The 16,699-nt window shown below is 41.3% G+C and carries 20 protein-coding genes and 1 tRNA gene; 4 read left to right on the forward strand and 17 right to left on the reverse strand.

Annotated features, from left to right (window positions below):
* Positions 1–155 precede the first annotated feature (155 nt).
* Together QZ735_RS16560 and QZ735_RS16565 are read right to left on the reverse strand one after the other, a co-directional pair.
* The gene (locus tag QZ735_RS16560; RefSeq protein WP_294250740.1) at positions 156–332 is read right to left on the reverse strand and encodes a hypothetical protein; all 177 of its coding nucleotides are present in this window, start codon (positions 330–332) and stop codon (positions 156–158) included.
* Positions 333–380: 48 nt separating this feature from the next.
* Positions 381–1,517, reverse strand: coding sequence for a GTP cyclohydrolase (locus QZ735_RS16565; protein WP_294250742.1), 1,137 nt, complete (start codon positions 1,515–1,517; stop codon positions 381–383).
* 107 nt (positions 1,518–1,624) lie between these two features.
* On the opposite strand from QZ735_RS16565, the gene QZ735_RS16570 reads away from it, so the two are divergent.
* Together QZ735_RS16570 and QZ735_RS16575 are read left to right on the forward strand one after the other, a co-directional pair.
* On the forward strand, positions 1,625–2,335 hold the full coding sequence (locus QZ735_RS16570; RefSeq protein ID WP_294250744.1) for a zinc metallopeptidase: 711 nt from the start codon (positions 1,625–1,627) through the stop codon (positions 2,333–2,335).
* Positions 2,336–2,430: 95 nt separating this feature from the next.
* Positions 2,431–3,558: a hypothetical protein gene (locus QZ735_RS16575; protein ID WP_294250746.1), complete on the forward strand. Its 1,128-nt coding sequence runs from the start codon at positions 2,431–2,433 to the stop codon at positions 3,556–3,558.
* A 10-nt stretch (positions 3,559–3,568) separates the two neighbouring features.
* Here the strand turns inward: QZ735_RS16575 and QZ735_RS16580 are convergent, their stop codons facing one another.
* The 8 genes from QZ735_RS16580 to rbfA form a co-directional block, all read right to left on the reverse strand.
* Entirely contained in the window at positions 3,569–4,165 is a 597-nt protein-coding gene (locus tag QZ735_RS16580) for a YigZ family protein (RefSeq protein WP_294250748.1), read from the reverse strand.
* 84 nt (positions 4,166–4,249) lie between these two features.
* Complete coding sequence (locus QZ735_RS16585) at positions 4,250–4,414, reverse strand: hypothetical protein (protein ID WP_294250751.1); 165 nt, start codon at positions 4,412–4,414, stop codon at positions 4,250–4,252.
* Between the two features lie 71 nt (positions 4,415–4,485).
* Entirely contained in the window at positions 4,486–5,508 is a 1,023-nt protein-coding gene (gene ribD / locus QZ735_RS16590; protein WP_294250754.1) for a bifunctional diaminohydroxyphosphoribosylaminopyrimidine deaminase/5-amino-6-(5-phosphoribosylamino)uracil reductase RibD, read from the reverse strand.
* A gap of 66 nt (positions 5,509–5,574) precedes the next feature.
* On the reverse strand, positions 5,575–7,410 hold the full coding sequence (locus QZ735_RS16595; RefSeq protein ID WP_294250756.1) for a DUF349 domain-containing protein: 1,836 nt from the start codon (positions 7,408–7,410) through the stop codon (positions 5,575–5,577).
* An 83-nt stretch (positions 7,411–7,493) separates the two neighbouring features.
* Positions 7,494–8,222 (reverse strand): shikimate dehydrogenase, encoded by a 729-nt coding sequence (locus QZ735_RS16600; RefSeq protein ID WP_294250759.1) that lies wholly within the window; start codon positions 8,220–8,222, stop codon positions 7,494–7,496.
* Positions 8,223–8,284: 62 nt separating this feature from the next.
* Positions 8,285–10,093: an endonuclease gene (locus QZ735_RS16605; protein ID WP_294250762.1), complete on the reverse strand. Its 1,809-nt coding sequence runs from the start codon at positions 10,091–10,093 to the stop codon at positions 8,285–8,287.
* A gap of 49 nt (positions 10,094–10,142) precedes the next feature.
* Positions 10,143–11,381, reverse strand: coding sequence for an ABC transporter permease (locus tag QZ735_RS16610; RefSeq protein ID WP_294250765.1), 1,239 nt, complete (start codon positions 11,379–11,381; stop codon positions 10,143–10,145).
* 3 nt (positions 11,382–11,384) lie between these two features.
* Complete coding sequence (rbfA, locus tag QZ735_RS16615; protein ID WP_294250768.1) at positions 11,385–11,744, reverse strand: 30S ribosome-binding factor RbfA; 360 nt, start codon at positions 11,742–11,744, stop codon at positions 11,385–11,387.
* 88 nt (positions 11,745–11,832) lie between these two features.
* Between rbfA and mce the strand changes: the two genes are divergently transcribed.
* Together mce and QZ735_RS16625 are read left to right on the forward strand one after the other, a co-directional pair.
* Complete coding sequence (mce, locus tag QZ735_RS16620; protein ID WP_294250771.1) at positions 11,833–12,231, forward strand: methylmalonyl-CoA epimerase; 399 nt, start codon at positions 11,833–11,835, stop codon at positions 12,229–12,231.
* 63 nt (positions 12,232–12,294) lie between these two features.
* Positions 12,295–12,368 (forward strand) — tRNA-Ile (locus tag QZ735_RS16625).
* Between the two features lie 81 nt (positions 12,369–12,449).
* On the opposite strand, the gene QZ735_RS16630 is transcribed toward QZ735_RS16625, so the two are convergent.
* From QZ735_RS16630 to QZ735_RS16660, 7 genes are all read right to left on the reverse strand, one after another.
* A complete protein-coding gene (locus QZ735_RS16630; protein ID WP_294250773.1) occupies positions 12,450–12,893 on the reverse strand; it encodes a hypothetical protein in 444 nt (147 codons plus the stop codon).
* A 126-nt stretch (positions 12,894–13,019) separates the two neighbouring features.
* The gene (locus QZ735_RS16635) at positions 13,020–13,469 is read right to left on the reverse strand and encodes a hypothetical protein (RefSeq protein WP_294250776.1); all 450 of its coding nucleotides are present in this window, start codon (positions 13,467–13,469) and stop codon (positions 13,020–13,022) included.
* Between the two features lie 302 nt (positions 13,470–13,771).
* Positions 13,772–14,050: a hypothetical protein gene (locus QZ735_RS16640; RefSeq protein WP_294250778.1), complete on the reverse strand. Its 279-nt coding sequence runs from the start codon at positions 14,048–14,050 to the stop codon at positions 13,772–13,774.
* 16 nt (positions 14,051–14,066) lie between these two features.
* Positions 14,067–15,428 carry a DUF262 domain-containing protein gene (locus QZ735_RS16645; protein WP_294250782.1) on the reverse strand — a complete coding sequence of 454 codons (1,362 nt, stop codon included), beginning with the start codon at positions 15,426–15,428 and terminating at the stop codon, positions 14,067–14,069.
* A gap of 181 nt (positions 15,429–15,609) precedes the next feature.
* Complete coding sequence (locus QZ735_RS16650; protein WP_294250785.1) at positions 15,610–15,765, reverse strand: hypothetical protein; 156 nt, start codon at positions 15,763–15,765, stop codon at positions 15,610–15,612.
* Positions 15,766–15,770: 5 nt separating this feature from the next.
* The gene (locus QZ735_RS16655) at positions 15,771–16,178 is read right to left on the reverse strand and encodes a DUF6530 family protein (RefSeq protein ID WP_294250789.1); all 408 of its coding nucleotides are present in this window, start codon (positions 16,176–16,178) and stop codon (positions 15,771–15,773) included.
* A 312-nt stretch (positions 16,179–16,490) separates the two neighbouring features.
* The coding region (locus QZ735_RS16660) for a hypothetical protein (RefSeq protein ID WP_294250792.1) at positions 16,491–16,699 on the reverse strand (209 nt) is incomplete at its 5' end.

The raw sequence follows: 16,699 nt of genomic DNA on the forward strand, positions 1-16,699 counted from the left end.
AAGGATTGGAATATAACTTTCAGGTAAATTCATTTTTGCATTATTATCTCAATTTGCAAATTTAGCGAATAAACAAGAAAGCATGAAATTAATCGGCTTAAAAGTGGAATTAAAATCGGGAAAAGCGGTAATTTAGAATCAATAAAAATTAGTGTTTATTTCCGCATTTTCCTGAGCAGGGAATAGGCCATAAAGGAAATATAACCGAAGAGTACGCTTGCATAGACAATGTTGATCGCCGTATTTGTCCGGTCGCTGTCCGACTGGAAAAAGAGGTTGAAAACAATAAATCCGGCAATCAGAATTCCGAAAATAATCAGGTGTGGTCTCATAAGGTATAGGTTAGCAGGAGGTCCCGTTTTTTTTTGTCAGCAAACGCCTTAGCGGCCTTCACCGATATCCAGCGAGTAGGTTTTTCTTTTTTTGTGGTTTACCGGATTATAATCCTGCCATAAGACCTGCACGCTTTTGTTTTCCTCCAGTTCCGGATTGGTTTCAGCAAATTTGATTCCCATACTGGTAAACCTCACAAAAATCTCTTTGAAAATAATGGCTGTCACTCCGCGCCGCTGGTATTCCGGATGAATCCCGATCAGGTAAAAATTGGCCCTGTCATTTTTCTTTCCTGCCTGCAGAAAATGCCACCATCCGAAAGGCAGGAGCTTTCCTTTGGACTTCTGCAATGCCCTGGAATAGGAAGGCATGGTAATGGCGAAGGATACCAGTTCTTCATGTTCATCCACTACACAGATGACGTAATTTTTGTCGATGAGCGGGAAATATTTTTCCTTATAGGTTGTAATCTGCTCCGCTGAAATGGGAGTGTAGGTGGAAAGGTGTTTATAGGTTTCGTCCAGCAATCTGAACATCGGTTCCACATAAGGGAGGATCTCCTCCTTCGATTTGAAATGCAGGACTTTAAGTTTGTATTTCTGTGCAATTAGCCCGCTGAATTTTTCTACTTTGGCGGGAAGGACTTCCGGGAAATTCATTTCAAATTCCACCCATTCCTTTTCCTTGACGAGACCCAGCGCTTCCATATGCTGTGGATAATAAGCATGGTTGTAAATCCCGATCATGGTGGCCAGTTTGTCGAAGCCCATCGTCAGCATCCCTGCTTTATCGAGGTTGGTAAAGCCCATCGGTCCTTCGATTTTGCTGATGTTTTTCTCTTTCGCGTAGTCGATGGCTTTCCGGATCAGTGCTTCCGAAACTTCTTTGTCATCGATAAAGTCAATCCAGCCGAAACGTACTTTTTCAATACCCAGCTCTTTTGCCTCCTTGTGATTGATCATCACAGCAATTCTCCCTGCGGTTTTTCCTTCTTTTTTTGCCAAGAACTGCTTTGCCTCCGAGTATTCGAGTGCCGGATTCTCCTTCCGGTCCCAGATTTTAAGTTCATCTTTAACAAAGGAAGGTACGTAATACGGATTGTTCTTGTAGAGATCCATCGGAAATCTTACGAATTCTTTAAGCTGAGCCGGTGTTTTTACCTCAATAACTGAAACTTTGGACATAGTGTTCTGGGCAGAATTAATAAGCAAATATAGCTAATTAAATACAATACTTTGGCACAGTTTTTACAGCATATGGGATGAAATTTGTATTATTTAAGGAATAAGAGATGATAGGATATTATGTTATAATAGGAATATCGATGCTGGTCAGTTGGTGGGTTTCTTCCCGCCTGAAGTCCAAATTCGAGCATTATTCCAGAGTCCACTTGCGCAATGGCATGTCCGGAAAGGAAGTGGCAGAAAAGATGCTGAGGGATAACGGGATCAATGATGTACAGGTCACCTCGGTTCCTGGACAACTGACCGACCATTATAATCCGGAAAACAAAACCGTCAATTTATCAGAAGCGGTGTACATGCAGCGGAACGCTGCCGCTGCTGCTGTAGCGGCCCATGAATGTGGCCATGCCGTGCAGCACAAAGTAGGGTATTCCATGCTTCAGCTGCGCTCAAAACTGGTACCGGTGGTGCAAATCAGCTCCAATCTGATGCAGTTTGTACTGATTGCCGGCATTATGCTGATGGTAGCTACCCGGAGCATTGAAAATCCGCAGGGCAACCGGATGGTACTGGCAATTGGTGTAGTTATGTTTGCTTTCACCACGCTTTTTGCATTCATTACCCTTCCTGTAGAATATGATGCCAGTAACCGGGCAATGAAATGGCTGAAGGATACCGGCACGGTAACGGCTGAAGAATATGTAGGCGTTCAGGACAGCCTGAAATGGGCAGCCAGGACCTATGTGGTGGCAGCTATCGGATCGCTGGCCCAGCTGTTATACTGGGCATCGCTGCTGATGGGAGGGAGAAGGGATTGATTTTTTTACCTGAAATAAGCTTATATCCCGGTTATTATGACCGGGATATTTTTTATTTGTATAGTATTCGGTATTTTTGAAGACAAATCCTTCTGATGCAAATAAAAATATTTCTGACCCGGGAAAGACAGGTGGTTTACCTGATAAAAATACTGGCCTTCTTCTGGTTTATCACAAAAGCCTGGACTTACAAAGCATGGGTGGTGGATAGGGAATATCCTGTTATTGCGCCGTCAGAAGCCCTGGATCATATTCCGGGTTCTGTGCATGTAATACTGCTGTTTTTCTCCTTTCTTGCTTTACTGGCCATTCTTCTGTTTAAGCAGAACCGTTTTCTTCTTATCCTGCTGTTTGCAGCCGAACTGCTGAGCTGTGCTCTCGATACAGTGAGATGGCAGCCGTGGGAATATATGTACCTGTGTATCCTGCTTGTGCTGATCATTAATTTCATGAAACCCCGGAACATAATACTGCTGGTACACTGGCTGCTGGTATCCGTTTACCTGTTCAGCGGACTTCATAAGTTCAGCAGGGTATTTCTTTCTGAAGTATGGGTGAAAATGATTCTTACCGGTTACCTGCATTTTCCGTTACCGCTTATTCTTACCTATAAACTATTCTTTGCAGGACTATTGATTCCCTTAACCGAAATCATGCTGGCTGTATTGCTTTACCGGATGAAAAATAAAAAACCGGTCAGTTATATGCTGGTTTTCATGCATCTGGGCATCCTGCTTTTCATCGGACCGTTTGGATTACAATATAATTCCGTTGTCTGGTTCTGGAACCTCTTTATGATCTGCCTTCTCTTCGTGGTATACAGGCAACCTTTGCCGGTTCAGGACAGAAGATTCTGTATACGTCAGGCATACTGGACTGTAATTTGGTTTATACTGCCCGTTTTCAGTTTCTCCGGTATGTGGTACCAGTATTTTTCATTTAACCTGTATTCCGGAAAAAATGCTTATCTGTATATCTGTTTTCCTCAGAGGCCTGCAATGAAATGCATTTTCATCAAATTACCTCATTATGCTCATCCTGAAAATCAAAAGGAGGTTTGTATAGGGCTGCAGGACTGGGCAATGGCGGAAATGAGGCTGGTGCCTCTTCCCGAACCGGAAATCTACCGGAAAATTGCAGAACGCCTGAAGCAGAAATATGCCGGTCTGCAGGTCTCTGTATTTCTTTATAATCCTGTTACCGGAAAACGGACAGATCTGTAAAACGGATTCATCACTCTGTATCCACTGACTGCATATTGCTGAACGCTTCCATAATCCGCTCCCGGTCCTTTATTTTTATACGGGCTGTAATGACTGCTCTTTCCAGGGCATCGAAATGGATTATCTTTGCCTCATATTTTGAAAGCAGCGTAAAAATGGTGTTCTGCTGACTGAAATTAAAACGGATGATGATCTCATCTTCCAGTTCCCGGGTAATAATAACCGCCTCTTCCAGGGTGATCTTGGCAGATTCCTTATAGGCTTTCACCAATCCGGAAACGCCCAGTTTCGTTCCGCCGTAATAACGCACGGAAATGACCAGTACATTCGTAATTTCATGGGCCAGAAGCTGGTTGTATATGGGAAGTCCGGCACTTCCTGAAGGTTCGCCGTCATCGTTCGCACGGTAAAGTTCCCCGTTCAGGCCCATCCGGAAAGCATAACAATGGTGTGTAGCCTTCGGGTGTTCATTCCTTACTTTGTCCAGTGCAGCTTTGAGCTCCTGCTCATTATTCACCGGAAAAGCAAATCCGATGAATTTGCTTCCTTTTTCTTTCAGGAGGATGTTTTCTATGGGCTGTTCTATGGTTTTATATTCGAACGTCATTACTACCGGCTTTAGCACTGCAAAAATACACCTTATGTGCCTAAAATAAAAATGAGCCTGTAAAAGGCTCATCTTATTACTTTTTTAAATCTCTTCTCCGCCGCCACAGGCAAATGCCGAACACCTTCCGAATTGGTTCATGCATAAAGGCCAGCCACAGCCGTCTTCCACCCATGGAGCCTTAACGGCACCCGAAATTTTCTTTAAATTTTCTCTGGTCAGAGTCTTGAATTTTTTTAGATTTTTCATAATAATTCTGTTATTGGTTAACTGTTAACTAAATTACTGAAAAATTACAATATAATTAATGAATTTATTAATTATTTGTTAATATAAAATGAAACTGAATTATTTCTAAAGGTTTTACTTTTATGGTTGCTAAAATTGAATGCCGGTGCTTTTGTACCGTTATGGAGCTGCAGATCATGATTGCGGATGACCACTGCTTCATCCCACAGGCCGGCATCAATGAACTGCTGCAAGATACTTCTTCCGCCTTCGATAATCACGGATTGAATCTGCTCCCGGTAAAGCGCTTTCATGAGCTCAGAAAGAAAATCTTCTTTTCCGACTCTGATCCAGTGAATATTTCCCTGTACTTCCTCTTTAAGCGAATTGATGACCAGGGTCGTTGCTTCCTGATTCAGGATATTGAAATGTGCCGGTACCTTCAGTTCAAAATCGATAAGGATCCTCACCGGGTTTTTACCGTTTACATTCCTGACGGTTAACCCGGGGTTATCGTTCAGGGCAGTGCGGGTTCCTACCAGGATGGCATGCTCATCAGCTCTCATCTGATGGACCAGCTGGTTGACGAGTCCGTTGGAAATAGGGCAGGGGCTGAAATCCCTGTCCAGGAAACCATCTCCGGATTCCGCCCATTTCAGGATAATGTAAGGCCGCTGCTTCTCATGATAGGTGAAAAATCTTTTATTCAGGGCAATGCACGCTTCTTCCAGTACTCCGGAAACCACCTCGATATCGGCATCCTGGATCATTTTTTTTCCTTTTCCGTTCACTTTGTCATGGGAATCCATGGCCCCGATGACTACCTTTTTAAATCCGAGTTCTATGATCTTCAGGGCGCAGGGCGGTGTTTTTCCGTAATGGGCACACGGCTCTAAGGAAACATAAATCGTAGATTCCGGGATCAGCGTCTTATCCCGTACCGAACTGATGGCATTGATTTCCGCATGCGGCTCGCCGGCTTTCCGGTGATAGCCTTCCCCGATGATTTTTCCGTTATGGACAATCACGCTTCCGACCATCGGGTTCGGATAGGTGTTGCCCAGGGCTTTCTGCGCCAGCTCAATACATCTTTTAATGTAAAATTCGTCCTGCATAGTATGTATGAATAAAAAAGGCGAAGTCAAATTGCTTTGCTCCGCCTGTTATAAGGTTATGTTGGTCTATTCTCCGGCAATGATGCTGTGAAGATTCTGTCTCAGGGTTTCCAGATGGGCTTTCTTATCGTCGATGGAGGTGTAGGTATCCCTCAGCAACAGGTTTTCCCTTGACGGGTTCTTGAAGAAAGAAAGGTTGTTCTCCAGCTTTACAATTTCAGCTTCAAGGTCAGCGATCTGGTTCTTGATTTTTCTTGCCTTATCGGTCAGCTGGTTCTCGGATAATCCCTCTTCTTTCAGGTCGAACTCATTGATCTTATTGAGCTTGAGTTTTTCCCTCAGCGTCTTATTGAATTCCGAGTTGATGGAGATCTTGTCTCTCGGTACTTTACCGATGTTGTTCCACGCCGTTTTGATGGCTTCGATTCTTTCGATGCTTCCTTCTTCGTTGGAAACGGTTTTCAGCTCATCCAGGACGGCCTTTTTGTTTTTATAGTTTTCCTTCCAGTTGTCCGTTGAGGCATTGCTCTTTTCGCGGTAGTTATTGAAGAAGGCATTACAGGCATCCCGGAACTCGTCCCAGATCTTATTGGTCATGCTCTTCGGCACATGGCCTATTTTCTTCCAGTCATCCTGAAGTTTTTTGAACAGCGGTACGGAAATATCCCATTCTTCATTGTTCTGGTTATCCTTGGCGGTCTGTATCAGTTTCAGCTTTTCCTCCAGGTTGGTCTGTTGTGAGCCCTTCAGCGATTTGTAATAGGTATTCTTTGTCGTATTGAAATTCCGGAGGGTCGCTTTGAAATCATTCCAGTTCTGATTGGATAATTTTCTCGGTACGCTTCCTGTTTTCAGGAATTCCGAACGCAGTTCCTCTACTTTCCTGATGGCATTCTGCCAATAATTATGATTCGGATTCTCGGAAGGCTCCGACAGTTTTTTAATTTCGGCAATAATCTGGTTTTTCTTTTCCAGGTTGGCGTTCTGTTCCGTTTCAATGCTGGCGGAAAGCTCAGATTTCCTTTCATGGATTTTATTGGAGATTTCCTTGAACTCTTCCCATGTTTTTTCACGGAATTCTTCTGCTACCGGCTCTGCCTCTTCTTTCCAGAGTTTGTGCAGGTACTGCAGCTCGTTAAGCGCTTTCTGGATCACCGGCTCATGTTCTAGCTGTCTGGCGCGTTCGATGATGTGCTGCCTCTTTTCCAGGTTGTGGCTGTATTCCTGCTCCAGGAATTCCTTGTTCAGGTCCAGCATCTGGTAAAACTGGTTCAGGTGATGGAAATAGTTGTTGTTCAGGATCCTGAATTCGGATTTGGCAACCTGCCCGGCTTTGGACCACTCTTCCTTGATCTCGCGGATGGATTTGAAGAGGTTGGTTCCCGGTTCGGAATTGGTATACAGGTTTTTAAGCCTTTCAATGATATCCTGGCGGTGGTCCAGGTTCTTTTTCTGTTCTTCTTCCTGGCCTTTCTGGAACTGGTCGTGCTTTTCCCTGAAGATATTCACCAGTGCAGACAGTCTTGACTGGAAAGGATGTTCATAGCTGAAGTTTTCAGGAGCATTCCCGGCTTCTTCATACTCATGCTTTTTGTCTTCCACTTCATCATGGATGTAATGATTTGCTTTTTCTTTCAGCTGACTGAATTTTTTGAATTCCTCACCGGCATTGGGGGCATTGATGATCTTTTCCATCTCCTTCAGCGTATCAGCCAGGGAAAGGGCAGTCTCCTCATGCTCTTCTTCATGTGTAATTTCTTCCTGCGGAGCTTCTTCTTCCGGAGTTTCCTTTTCATGTGCTGTTTCAGCCGCAGATTCCTGGATTTCCGGAGTTTCCTGCTGAGGCGATTCCTGGGAATCCCTTTGTTCTTCGTTTTCTGACAGATGATTTTCTGTAGTCATAGCAAATCTTTTATTGTGAGTGGCGTTATTATCCCTTAAATATAGCTAAAAGCCAATTAAAATACTAAGTTATGTTATTTTTTTTAAAAATTCCAAATTTCCCAGGCTTTTTCTGCCTGCTGTTCAAGCATGTAATAGCCGTTGACGGTTTTTGCTTTCTTTCCCGCAGCATTCAGGATAAACCGGGTATAATCCGGGTTGTAGATGAGGTCGATGACCAGGTGCTCCTCAGAAAGTCCTTCAAAAGGGAATTCCAGGCAGTCTTCCACATTGGGAAACGTCCCCACCGGTGTGCACTGCACGATGATTTTATGCTGCCGTACCGTTTCTTCATCCAGGTTGTCAAAGCTGATCTCGGATTTCCTGGAGACGGTGAGGCTGGAAATGCCCAGCTTGTCCAGCACATACCGTACGGCTTTTGCAGCACCGCCGTCCCCCAGGATCAGTGCGGTGTCCTGATGGGGCTTCCGGTGGAGGAGAAGCGTCTTTTCAAACCCGAAAGCATCGGTATTGTATCCCGTTTTCCTGCCGTTTTCAATACGGACACAGTTTACAGCCCCGATTTCCTTTGCTTCGTCGCTCAGGGCATCCAGGTGAGGGATGATTTTTTCCTTGTAGGGAATCGTTACATTGCAGCCCAGCAGTCCCGGATCTGAAAGCACGGCTTGTATGCCTTCTTCTCCGGCCACGTCAAAGATGCGGTAGGAGTATCCTTTCAGCATCAGTTTTTGGAATTTGTTTTCAAAAAATTTCTGGGAAAAAGAGTAGGCGATGTTTTTTCCGATAAGGCCTAATTTTTTATTGGAATCCATAAGTCCAAAAATAAAAAAAAGACCGATACAATCGGTCTTTAAGGTAAAATATTTTAGATAAATTATTCCACGATGAATTTTGCGGAGAATGCATCGGCAGCCAGGATGTAGGTTCCTTTTGCCAGTCCGTTCAGATGGATCTTGTTGGAATGTCTGAAAGGGTTCTCCACGGTGCGGATCAGTTTTCCTGAAAGGTCATAAATGGAGACTTTCGAGATTTTTTCCAGGTTTTCCCCTTTTACGGAAAGCTCATTGTTTCTTACCGGATTAGGGTAGATGACAAATCCTGATTTTTCTTTTGCCGTTTCAACGGTGGCTAATGAACCGCTGTAGCATGACCAGCTCAGATCATCGATGGCAACTCTTGCGCCGGTTACCGGATTAACGATGCTGATCACGATATTTCCGCTCACATTGATGTTGTTGATCGTTACCAGCTCAGTTGAAGCATTGGTATAAGGAATGGTTCCTACGGTCACCCCGTTTACTTTCACGTCAAGGCTTCCCGGGTTTCCGGAAAATTTCAGCTGTGCCCTTGCGCTCAGGCTCTGGATCCCTCCGCTGATGGTGGAGCTGGTTAAGCTTCCATTACGGATGGTGATGGCCCTATTGGTTGTTCCTAGGATGTTCTGGTCTGTTCTTGCGTCCGTAGCCGTCCAGGTAATATTGTTGTTGGTCCAGGTCTGCGTAGTGTATGACGTAGATGCCGGAGGAATGGTTTCAAAGTTTTCAGATCCGCATCCGTTGGCTGCCGGCTGTCCGGCAAGGGTAGTAGCCGAAGCGGTGTTGCTCATCGGAGAAGGGTTTCCGTAGGCATCTCTGGTGATCACATAGAAAGCATAGGTCGTCAGCGGGCTCAGCCCGGTTACGGTAGCGGTAGTTCCTGAAACGGTACTGTACAGCGTTCCGTTTACATAAACGTCATATCCTGCAACGCCGATGTTGTCGGTACCTGCGGTCCAGGTTAAGGTAACGGAACTGGCGGTAGGGTTGGAAGCCGTTACGTTGGTGGCCGCGGTAGGCGCTTCATTGTCCACTACCGGCGCTCCCCAGATCTGGTTCGCGTATTCAGGATGGTCGATGAACGGGTTTCTGTTCCCCTGGAAGGTGTAGGAAGCATTGTTTCTCGCAATTTCGGCCTGGGAAACAGGGTCTGCATTATGCCATGCCAATAACTGGTTCAGCTCCCATGTCTGCAATCCCGGATAAGCAGAACCGCCGAGCATGTTTCCGGAAGAGAAAGTGGAAAGCTGGGTTTCATATCTTGTCACGAAATAGAAGATCATCCTGGCAACGTCTCCTTTAAAGGCGTTGATCGGTTCGAAAACGATCCCGGAATAGCCCGGTGATACGGAAGTTCCCAGTTTGGATCCGTTCTGTGAGACATAAGAAGTGGATCCTACGGTTCCGAAAGGGTAGTTGGAACGCATCCCGTTTACCTTACCGTCGGTAGGGCGGATGAAATGCACATCCGATTTCATCGGGAAATTTTCATTGAAAAGGCTTTGGGGAACAACATGCTCCCGGTTGTAACAGTCACCTTCCACTCCGTAGGTACCGCATTGCTTGGTACCGTAAGCGTAGGAATAAGGGTCTGTTCCGTTCGGGTTCTCAGAGTACATGTCCAGGATGGTCCCGTCGTTTTCATATCCCGGGATTCCGGCGATGTTGTCACGGTCGGTGGTCTGGTAGGCAATCCATAAGCCGCCATAGCCATTGTCAATATGGCCTGCCGTGATAATCTCTTTTAATTTGGATTTTAAAGTTGCACCACTGAGGCCTGAGGCCTGGTCGTAATAACCGTTGGGTGCCTGGGCAAATGCAGAAGTGCATACCAAGCCCATCATAATCGATAGTAAAGTCCGCTTCATTTTTTAGATTTTGGGCCACAAATGTACAAAAAAATGAACGGGATTTGTATTAATTTTTGGTAATATAGTCCTTGCTGATTTTAGAAAATACCCATGAAATCCCGAATCCCAGGAGGGCGGCGGTGACGGAAACCGTCAGGTAATTTTTTCCTACGATCTTCACCGGGAAAGGTAATGTTTCGTTGGCCCTGAAGAATTCCGTGTACTGCTGGAAGTAGCAGAGGACGGTTCCCAGGATCAGCCCGGAAACGATTCCCAGAATCACGATCAGGACACCGGTGTAGAAGTACACCTGCCGCAGGTGGCTCAGAGGAAAGCCCAGCGAAACCAGGGATTTGGCCTGCTCCTTTTTGTCCAGCTGCAGGATGATGATGGCGCCGGCCAGGTTGAAGGTGGTGATGAAGATCACGAGCGCAAAAATCAGGTAGATGAACAGCTTTTCGGTGTTGATCATTTTCCAGAAAGCCGCGTTCTCTTCTTGTTTGGTCTTGATCTCGATCTTCTGTCCCGAAGGTGCTTTTTCGCCTCTGATGGGTTCTCCGAGGGAAGACATCAGCTGCTGCTTTACGGCATCGGCGTTTTCAGGATTTTTAAGCTTGATGACCACCTGGTACGCGGAATGCTTAGGCAGGCCGAGCAGTTCTTCCGTCAGCTCCACCGGGGCGATGATATAATTGTCCAGCTGGTCTTTTCCGGGGAATACGCCGGTCACCAGGATGTCTTTTTTGTTGTAGATGTCTTCTTCCTTATTGATGATGCCGGTGCCCGGTTTCGGCATAAACAGGGTGGCGGAACTGGTCTTGGAAGGGACCGGAATGGAAAGCCTGTTGTCCAGGGAATTTTCCATCAGCACCTCATTGGAATATTTGAAGCTAGGATAGGAACCGTAAAATACGTCCTTGTCAATCGGGTTCACCTGGGTATAGGCAGAATCCACGCCGCGGAGATAGGCAATGTCGCCTTTGCCGTTGTAGCTGATATAGACTTTCTCCTCAATCACCCTGGAGAAGTGGCTGATGTCTTTGTTGTTCTTCAGGATGCTGCTGATCCTGTCGAAATCCTTCATCGTTTTCCCGGTGGTGCTTTTCAGGGTAAGGTCGGCATGCAGGTTGGAGATCAGGTCCTTGTTGAGGTCTTCCAGTCCTGAGAAGACGGAAATAATGACGAACATTGCCGTAACGGCTACCGTCATAGCGCCTGCGGCCAGCCACGTAATGAACGTAACGGCGGTGCTCCCTTTCCTGGACAGAAGGTACCTGGAGGCGATATAAAAAGCAATGTTCTTCAAGGATTACAGAATAGGGTTGTCGCCTTCACCTCTCAGTTCGCGGTCCAGCCTTTCCACATCGTCCAGCGCGGTATCCAGGTAGAAGTTCAGCTGGGGGATCACCCGCACCTGCTTTGCCATTTTCTGGCCGAGGAAATTACGGTACTGGGCTTTGTTCTCTTCAATCTCCTTCATCACGGCAGAACGGAATTCCTGCGGGAAGATGCTGAGGTAAATCTTGGCAATCCCCAGGTCCGGCGTTACTTTAACGTCCGAAACCGATACCAGGATGCTCTGCTTGCTTTCCGCCGCCTGTTTGCGGAACAGTTCCGCGAAATCTTCCTGTATGATCTGTGCTACTTTTCTTTGTCTGTTGCTTTCCATAAGTCCTGCAAATTTAGTATTTTTGTTTGAATTGGTCCTTTCAAAATACCAAGCTTTATCAAATTTACCACTTAATCTGTAAAATACTATGAAATTGGAACACATCGGCATTGCCGTACAGTCATTGGGCGTTTCCGATGCGCTCTTTGCAAAACTGCTGGGGCAGCCGTCCTACAAACAGGAATCCGTGGAGCGGGAAGGCGTGGTGACCTCCTTTTACGCCGCCGGTGAAAGCAAGATCGAGCTGCTGGAAGCCAGCCAACCCGACAGTCCCATCTCGAAATTCATTGCCAAAAAAGGCGAAGGCATCCACCACCTGGCTTTCGGGGTGGACGATATCGCGGCCGAAGTGGAACGGCTGAAAAAAGAAGGCTTTGAATTTATCTCTGAAGAACCCAAAGAAGGCGCTGATAACAAACTCGTTGTCTTCCTCCACCCGAAGTCCACCAACGGTGTCCTCGTAGAATTATGTCAAGAAAAACCCTAAATAATTTTGTAGGAACAGAAATTTTGCTATTTTTGCAATCACAAAATTTAACCAAATTTTTGAGGTCCTATAGCTCAGTTGGTTAGAGTCCCTGACTCATAATCAGGTTGTCCTTGGTTCGAGCCCAAGTGGGACCACGTTGAAAAGCACTTACATTTGTAGGTGCTTTTTTGGTTTCTAATTTTAATTTACAAAACAACTTTTTATATTTCATTTAATTAATACTGAATAACAATGCTTGACTGCAAATCAAAATTGTCAATGGCGAAATGATCAGAAAAAAAAGTGTCATTAATCCCCAATTTTATTGGATGAAATAGATCTTTCGGGATTTTTACGCCATTATAGTATTGATAGGATTTATAGGAGTTTTGTGTAGAGTACAAATCTCTATTTTCTAGCCTACCTTTATTTATATGTCCGCAACTTACCAAAAAATCTGATATTTTATGCTTGGTACTCCCATTGAATTTATCTCTAGTAATGAGGTAATAATCTTTGATGTAAAACGTTTTAATATTTTCAATTGAAATTGAATTGGGTTTGTCAATGAGAGAAACTTTCTCTAACTCGCAGATTATTTTGAAGGTTGATTTAATATTAATAAAATATTTTTCATCAACTTTTAATTTTGCAAAATTAGCATATGCACCATGGAACATTTCAGAAATAGTTTCTCTATCTAACGAGTATGCTTTTTTTTCTTGGAAAAAGACATTTCAATGCCGTATTTTTCAGAATTTTTTATGATTTTTTTTATAGTTTTCCTTTGTTACTAATTTTACCATTTAATTTTTTTTATGTTCTCTATAATGACTTTTATTCTGAAGTTTCAATGTTTCAACTATATCTTCAGTTGTATGTAATTCCGCAATTTCTTCCAAACTTCCAATCGATATTTTTATAGAATCTTCAGATTCACGATGAATATAAAATCTAAATTCTTTTTGATACTCAAATTCTAATGGTTTTTCAAATAATGTAATTTTCTTATTTACTTTTTCTCTATCATAATAATCAATTAATCCATGCTCGAAATCTAATTGCATTTCACCTAATTTTGCTTCAATCAAACTCATGAATTTAGGGAGATCTTTGATCATTACGCAATGAGATCCAAAATCTATATTCCTTCGATCAATTTTGACATTATTAGGGTTTTTCCAACCATGAGAAGAAATACAATACAAACTATAAATGTTTCCTAAAACATGTTCATAGGATTCTCTCAGGTGCATTGAAATATAATTTCCTTTGTAACTTAATTTAGGAATTTCAATTGTACCTGATGGTAAATTTCGTATAGAACTTACTCCTTCATATTTATCTCCTTTTAATTCATTGTCTTCAAATTTCCTAAAAAATTGAATGGAATTAAAAAAAGATCTCCGTTGTAAAAGAGATCTTTCATATACTTTTCCTGACCAAATTTTAGAAAAGAGATTATTGAATGTATTTTGTTTTCAGAGCTTTTCATAATTTTGTAGTGGAAACTTTCACAATGTAGATAATTAAAATCACAAAATATTTTATTATTTCTCTATTTCAGTTTTTTAGAGAAAAAACTTTCAGCTTTTCCATATTCTTTATTTATATGCTCAACAATAAAACCTTTACGATACAAGTAACCAAGGATTATTTCTAATATTTCATTTAGACTGATTTCATTATCTTCTGCTAATTTTCGAATCTCTTTGGCACTTTTCTCATCATAAAAATGTCCTGCAAATATACCATCCGCAACCCCAAAGCAACTACCAATAGTTTGTCTAATCTCTGATATTGTGTCGTGATGTTGAATCTTTTCTTTATCTGTCATTATATATTGAATTTAATTATTCTGTTTCAATTCTAGATCTTGCATTATTACAATATCTATGTGTTAATCTTGCATTAGTTGGTATCGTTTTTCCTCCAGTCCAATATTGATGAATATGATCAACCGCAGAATCATCTATGTTTCTTATTTTATTTCCACAAATGGTGCAGTTATCATTTATTGAATATAATTCTTGCTTTAATTGAAATGTAAAACATCGTGGCTCAGTTGTGCCAATTCCTAAAATTGTTTGTAAAGCCATTCTCCACTTATCAAATCTGTTTGTAACGGCTTTAACACTACTCGTTGAAAGTTCAATTGATTCTATGAATACTTGGTCCGTTGTCATTAAGTCTATATAAGCCTCTCTGATTCTATCAAGATTCTGATAAACGGTGTTTTTATCTTCTCTTGCAAAGGAATACATTAAAATGTCAAAAAGTGAAACGTTAAACTTTTGAGTTTCCCATTTTCCATTTTTGTTTTTATCATCACCACGATAGAATCTCTTAAAAGAATTTTTATCTAATAGAGTTTTGATTATTTGAACAGTATTTTTGAATGCGCTTCTTAAATTTTGTTCGTCACTATTGGAAATATCTTGATACTTTTCCATAGTATGATTTAGGAAATTTTTTATTGGTGCTTTATAATTTAAATATGTATTAAAATGAAAGGCAGCAAAACGTAAAACCAATTCTCGATCTTTCATCCGTTTGTCTGAAACTGTTAGACCTAGTATATATCTGAAATCAGAATCTTCAGATAGTTCTTTCAATAAATTATTGAATTTTCCTCTAAAGACACAATTTCTTAATTCCTGATCGTTTAGAGGGACAGATCCTGTATTTAGTCTTGCGAAGATTTCAAACTGTAAATCTTTATCAGATTCTTTTTTAAATTTTATTGTTCTTAATTTATAGTAAGAAATTTTATCTTGAAGTTCATCGGATAATTCTTTGAATTTTTTTCCATTTAACTCTCCAAAAACTTTTAAGCCAGAAAGTTTAAAATCATTTCCATCAGGAAGTTTACCATCTATAAATGAAAAAAATGAAGTAAGTCTTTGTTGACCATCAATTACATTTTCTTTTCCATCTTGTTCTTCGGATAAGTAGACTACTGGTAAGGGAATGTCTAATAATGCAGATTCAATTAACCTACTTGATTTAACTTTGTCCCAAACAAACTGTCGTTGATATTCTGGTTGAATATTTAGTCTTCCTCTTTGATATTTACCTAATAAGGACGCTATCTCCAAATCACCTTGTTCTGTATAAATTTTTCTTTTTCCCGATAAATCTTCAAGTTCATCAGAATCAAATTCATTATCAAGTTCAATTTCCTCACGTTCTGTAACTTCAATTTTTTCTATCATTCTTTGTGATTTATAAATCATTTTTTTGTTGATACCTATATTTAATCAAATTGTAGAATTACTTTATTAAAATTCAAGTTCAGCAGGTTTTAAAAATAAATATCTTATGTCGCCCCAATATTCATTAGGTTCTGTTCTTGTAAATGTTATGATATATTTTCCTTTCTTTAATCCAGATTTGTCAAATATTTTTTTTTGCTTCATCATCTAAAAGATTATAGTGATAATCTGAATAATGTAAAATATCATTTTCAGATAAATTAATATCCTCATTAAAAATTTGATAGAAAACAGAATCTTTGCTTTCTTTTGTAGAAAAATGTAAACAAGCTCTCATAATAATTATTTTTTTAAAAATTCATTTAATTTATCTCGTAATTCCTCAAATCTTGGCTTCAAAAAAATTTCGTGTGCCTTGTAGTAATCTTGAATTAATTTAACATTCGAATTATCGTCTATTTCCTCTCTTAAATTGCTATTAGGATAATCAGAAGTAGTATCTTTTAGAAGACTTGCAAGTAGGAGAATATTAAGATCAATATTTCTATGAAGCGGTAGCTCTTCATTTTGGCGACTCCATTTAATTCCTGTATGTCTCCAAACTTTTAAAGAAATCTCATTGAAGTCATATTGTGCAATTCCAATGGATAGAGCTTTTACATCAGTATCATTTCTATACTGTGCATCAATTTTATCATAATCATTTACACTAATGATAGGTTTATGACCTAAATGTTTTGGAGAATTCATTTTAGTTGTTGATTTAAACTTATAGTAATTCCCGAATATACAAATATTTGTAAATGTAACTTTACGGGTTTCCGTAATTTTTTTATAGAATAATCATTTAAATATTATATTTATTTACATGGTTTTAAAGAAAATGCTTCCCCTATACTTTCCCCTTTGTAAGTCAAACTAGTCCTAAAGCTCAATAAATAAAGTGAAAAATAAAAAATATTCGAGCCCAAGTGGGGCCAAAATTAACCAGAAAACAAACTGCCCCTAAAAGTCTCACTTTAGGGGCAGTCTTTTAAGATGTTTTACTTACTCAGCAATTTCCTAGCAAATATCATAAGTCGAATTCACGGCGTAAGCCAATTCTCTGATAAAAGCAGGACTGCCGTCTTCATTATCGGATTGAAAGAAAACGGTATTTGTCGTGCCGCAAGCGTTGGTGTAGGCAACAGACCATGTTTTGAAGAATAATGCCAATGCTTCTTTTTGTTCCTGTGTTAATTCCTTAACCGCTGAGGTGGTTTCATGTTTTG

Origin of the sequence: uncultured Chryseobacterium sp. (assembly GCF_913776365.1) — a bacterium.
In the GTDB taxonomy this organism is placed as follows: domain Bacteria; phylum Bacteroidota; class Bacteroidia; order Flavobacteriales; family Weeksellaceae; genus Chryseobacterium.

Coding starts and splice junctions, on each gene's coding strand:
- QZ735_RS16585 (WP_294250751.1), bottom strand. CDS start 4,414: ATGAAAAATCTAAAAAAATTCAAGACTCTGACCAGAGAAAATTTAAAG.
- QZ735_RS16630 (WP_294250773.1), bottom strand. CDS start 12,893: ATGTTCCATGGTGCATATGCTAATTTTGCAAAATTAAAAGTTGATGAA.
- QZ735_RS16640 (WP_294250778.1), bottom strand. CDS start 14,050: ATGACAGATAAAGAAAAGATTCAACATCACGACACAATATCAGAGATT.
- QZ735_RS16605 (WP_294250762.1), bottom strand. CDS start 10,093: ATGAAGCGGACTTTACTATCGATTATGATGGGCTTGGTATGCACTTCT.
- QZ735_RS16650 (WP_294250785.1), bottom strand. CDS start 15,765: ATGAGAGCTTGTTTACATTTTTCTACAAAAGAAAGCAAAGATTCTGTT.
- QZ735_RS16600 (WP_294250759.1), bottom strand. CDS start 8,222: ATGGATTCCAATAAAAAATTAGGCCTTATCGGAAAAAACATCGCCTAC.
- QZ735_RS16595 (WP_294250756.1), bottom strand. CDS start 7,410: ATGACTACAGAAAATCATCTGTCAGAAAACGAAGAACAAAGGGATTCC.
- ribD (WP_294250754.1), bottom strand. CDS start 5,508: ATGCAGGACGAATTTTACATTAAAAGATGTATTGAGCTGGCGCAGAAA.
- QZ735_RS16635 (WP_294250776.1), bottom strand. CDS start 13,469: ATGCACCTGAGAGAATCCTATGAACATGTTTTAGGAAACATTTATAGT.
- rbfA (WP_294250768.1), bottom strand. CDS start 11,744: ATGGAAAGCAACAGACAAAGAAAAGTAGCACAGATCATACAGGAAGAT.
- mce (WP_294250771.1), top strand. CDS start 11,833: ATGAAATTGGAACACATCGGCATTGCCGTACAGTCATTGGGCGTTTCC.
- QZ735_RS16645 (WP_294250782.1), bottom strand. CDS start 15,428: ATGATAGAAAAAATTGAAGTTACAGAACGTGAGGAAATTGAACTTGAT.
- QZ735_RS16580 (WP_294250748.1), bottom strand. CDS start 4,165: ATGACGTTCGAATATAAAACCATAGAACAGCCCATAGAAAACATCCTC.
- QZ735_RS16565 (WP_294250742.1), bottom strand. CDS start 1,517: ATGTCCAAAGTTTCAGTTATTGAGGTAAAAACACCGGCTCAGCTTAAA.
- QZ735_RS16560 (WP_294250740.1), bottom strand. CDS start 332: ATGAGACCACACCTGATTATTTTCGGAATTCTGATTGCCGGATTTATT.
- QZ735_RS16655 (WP_294250789.1), bottom strand. CDS start 16,178: ATGAATTCTCCAAAACATTTAGGTCATAAACCTATCATTAGTGTAAAT.
- QZ735_RS16570 (WP_294250744.1), top strand. CDS start 1,625: ATGATAGGATATTATGTTATAATAGGAATATCGATGCTGGTCAGTTGG.
- QZ735_RS16575 (WP_294250746.1), top strand. CDS start 2,431: ATGCAAATAAAAATATTTCTGACCCGGGAAAGACAGGTGGTTTACCTG.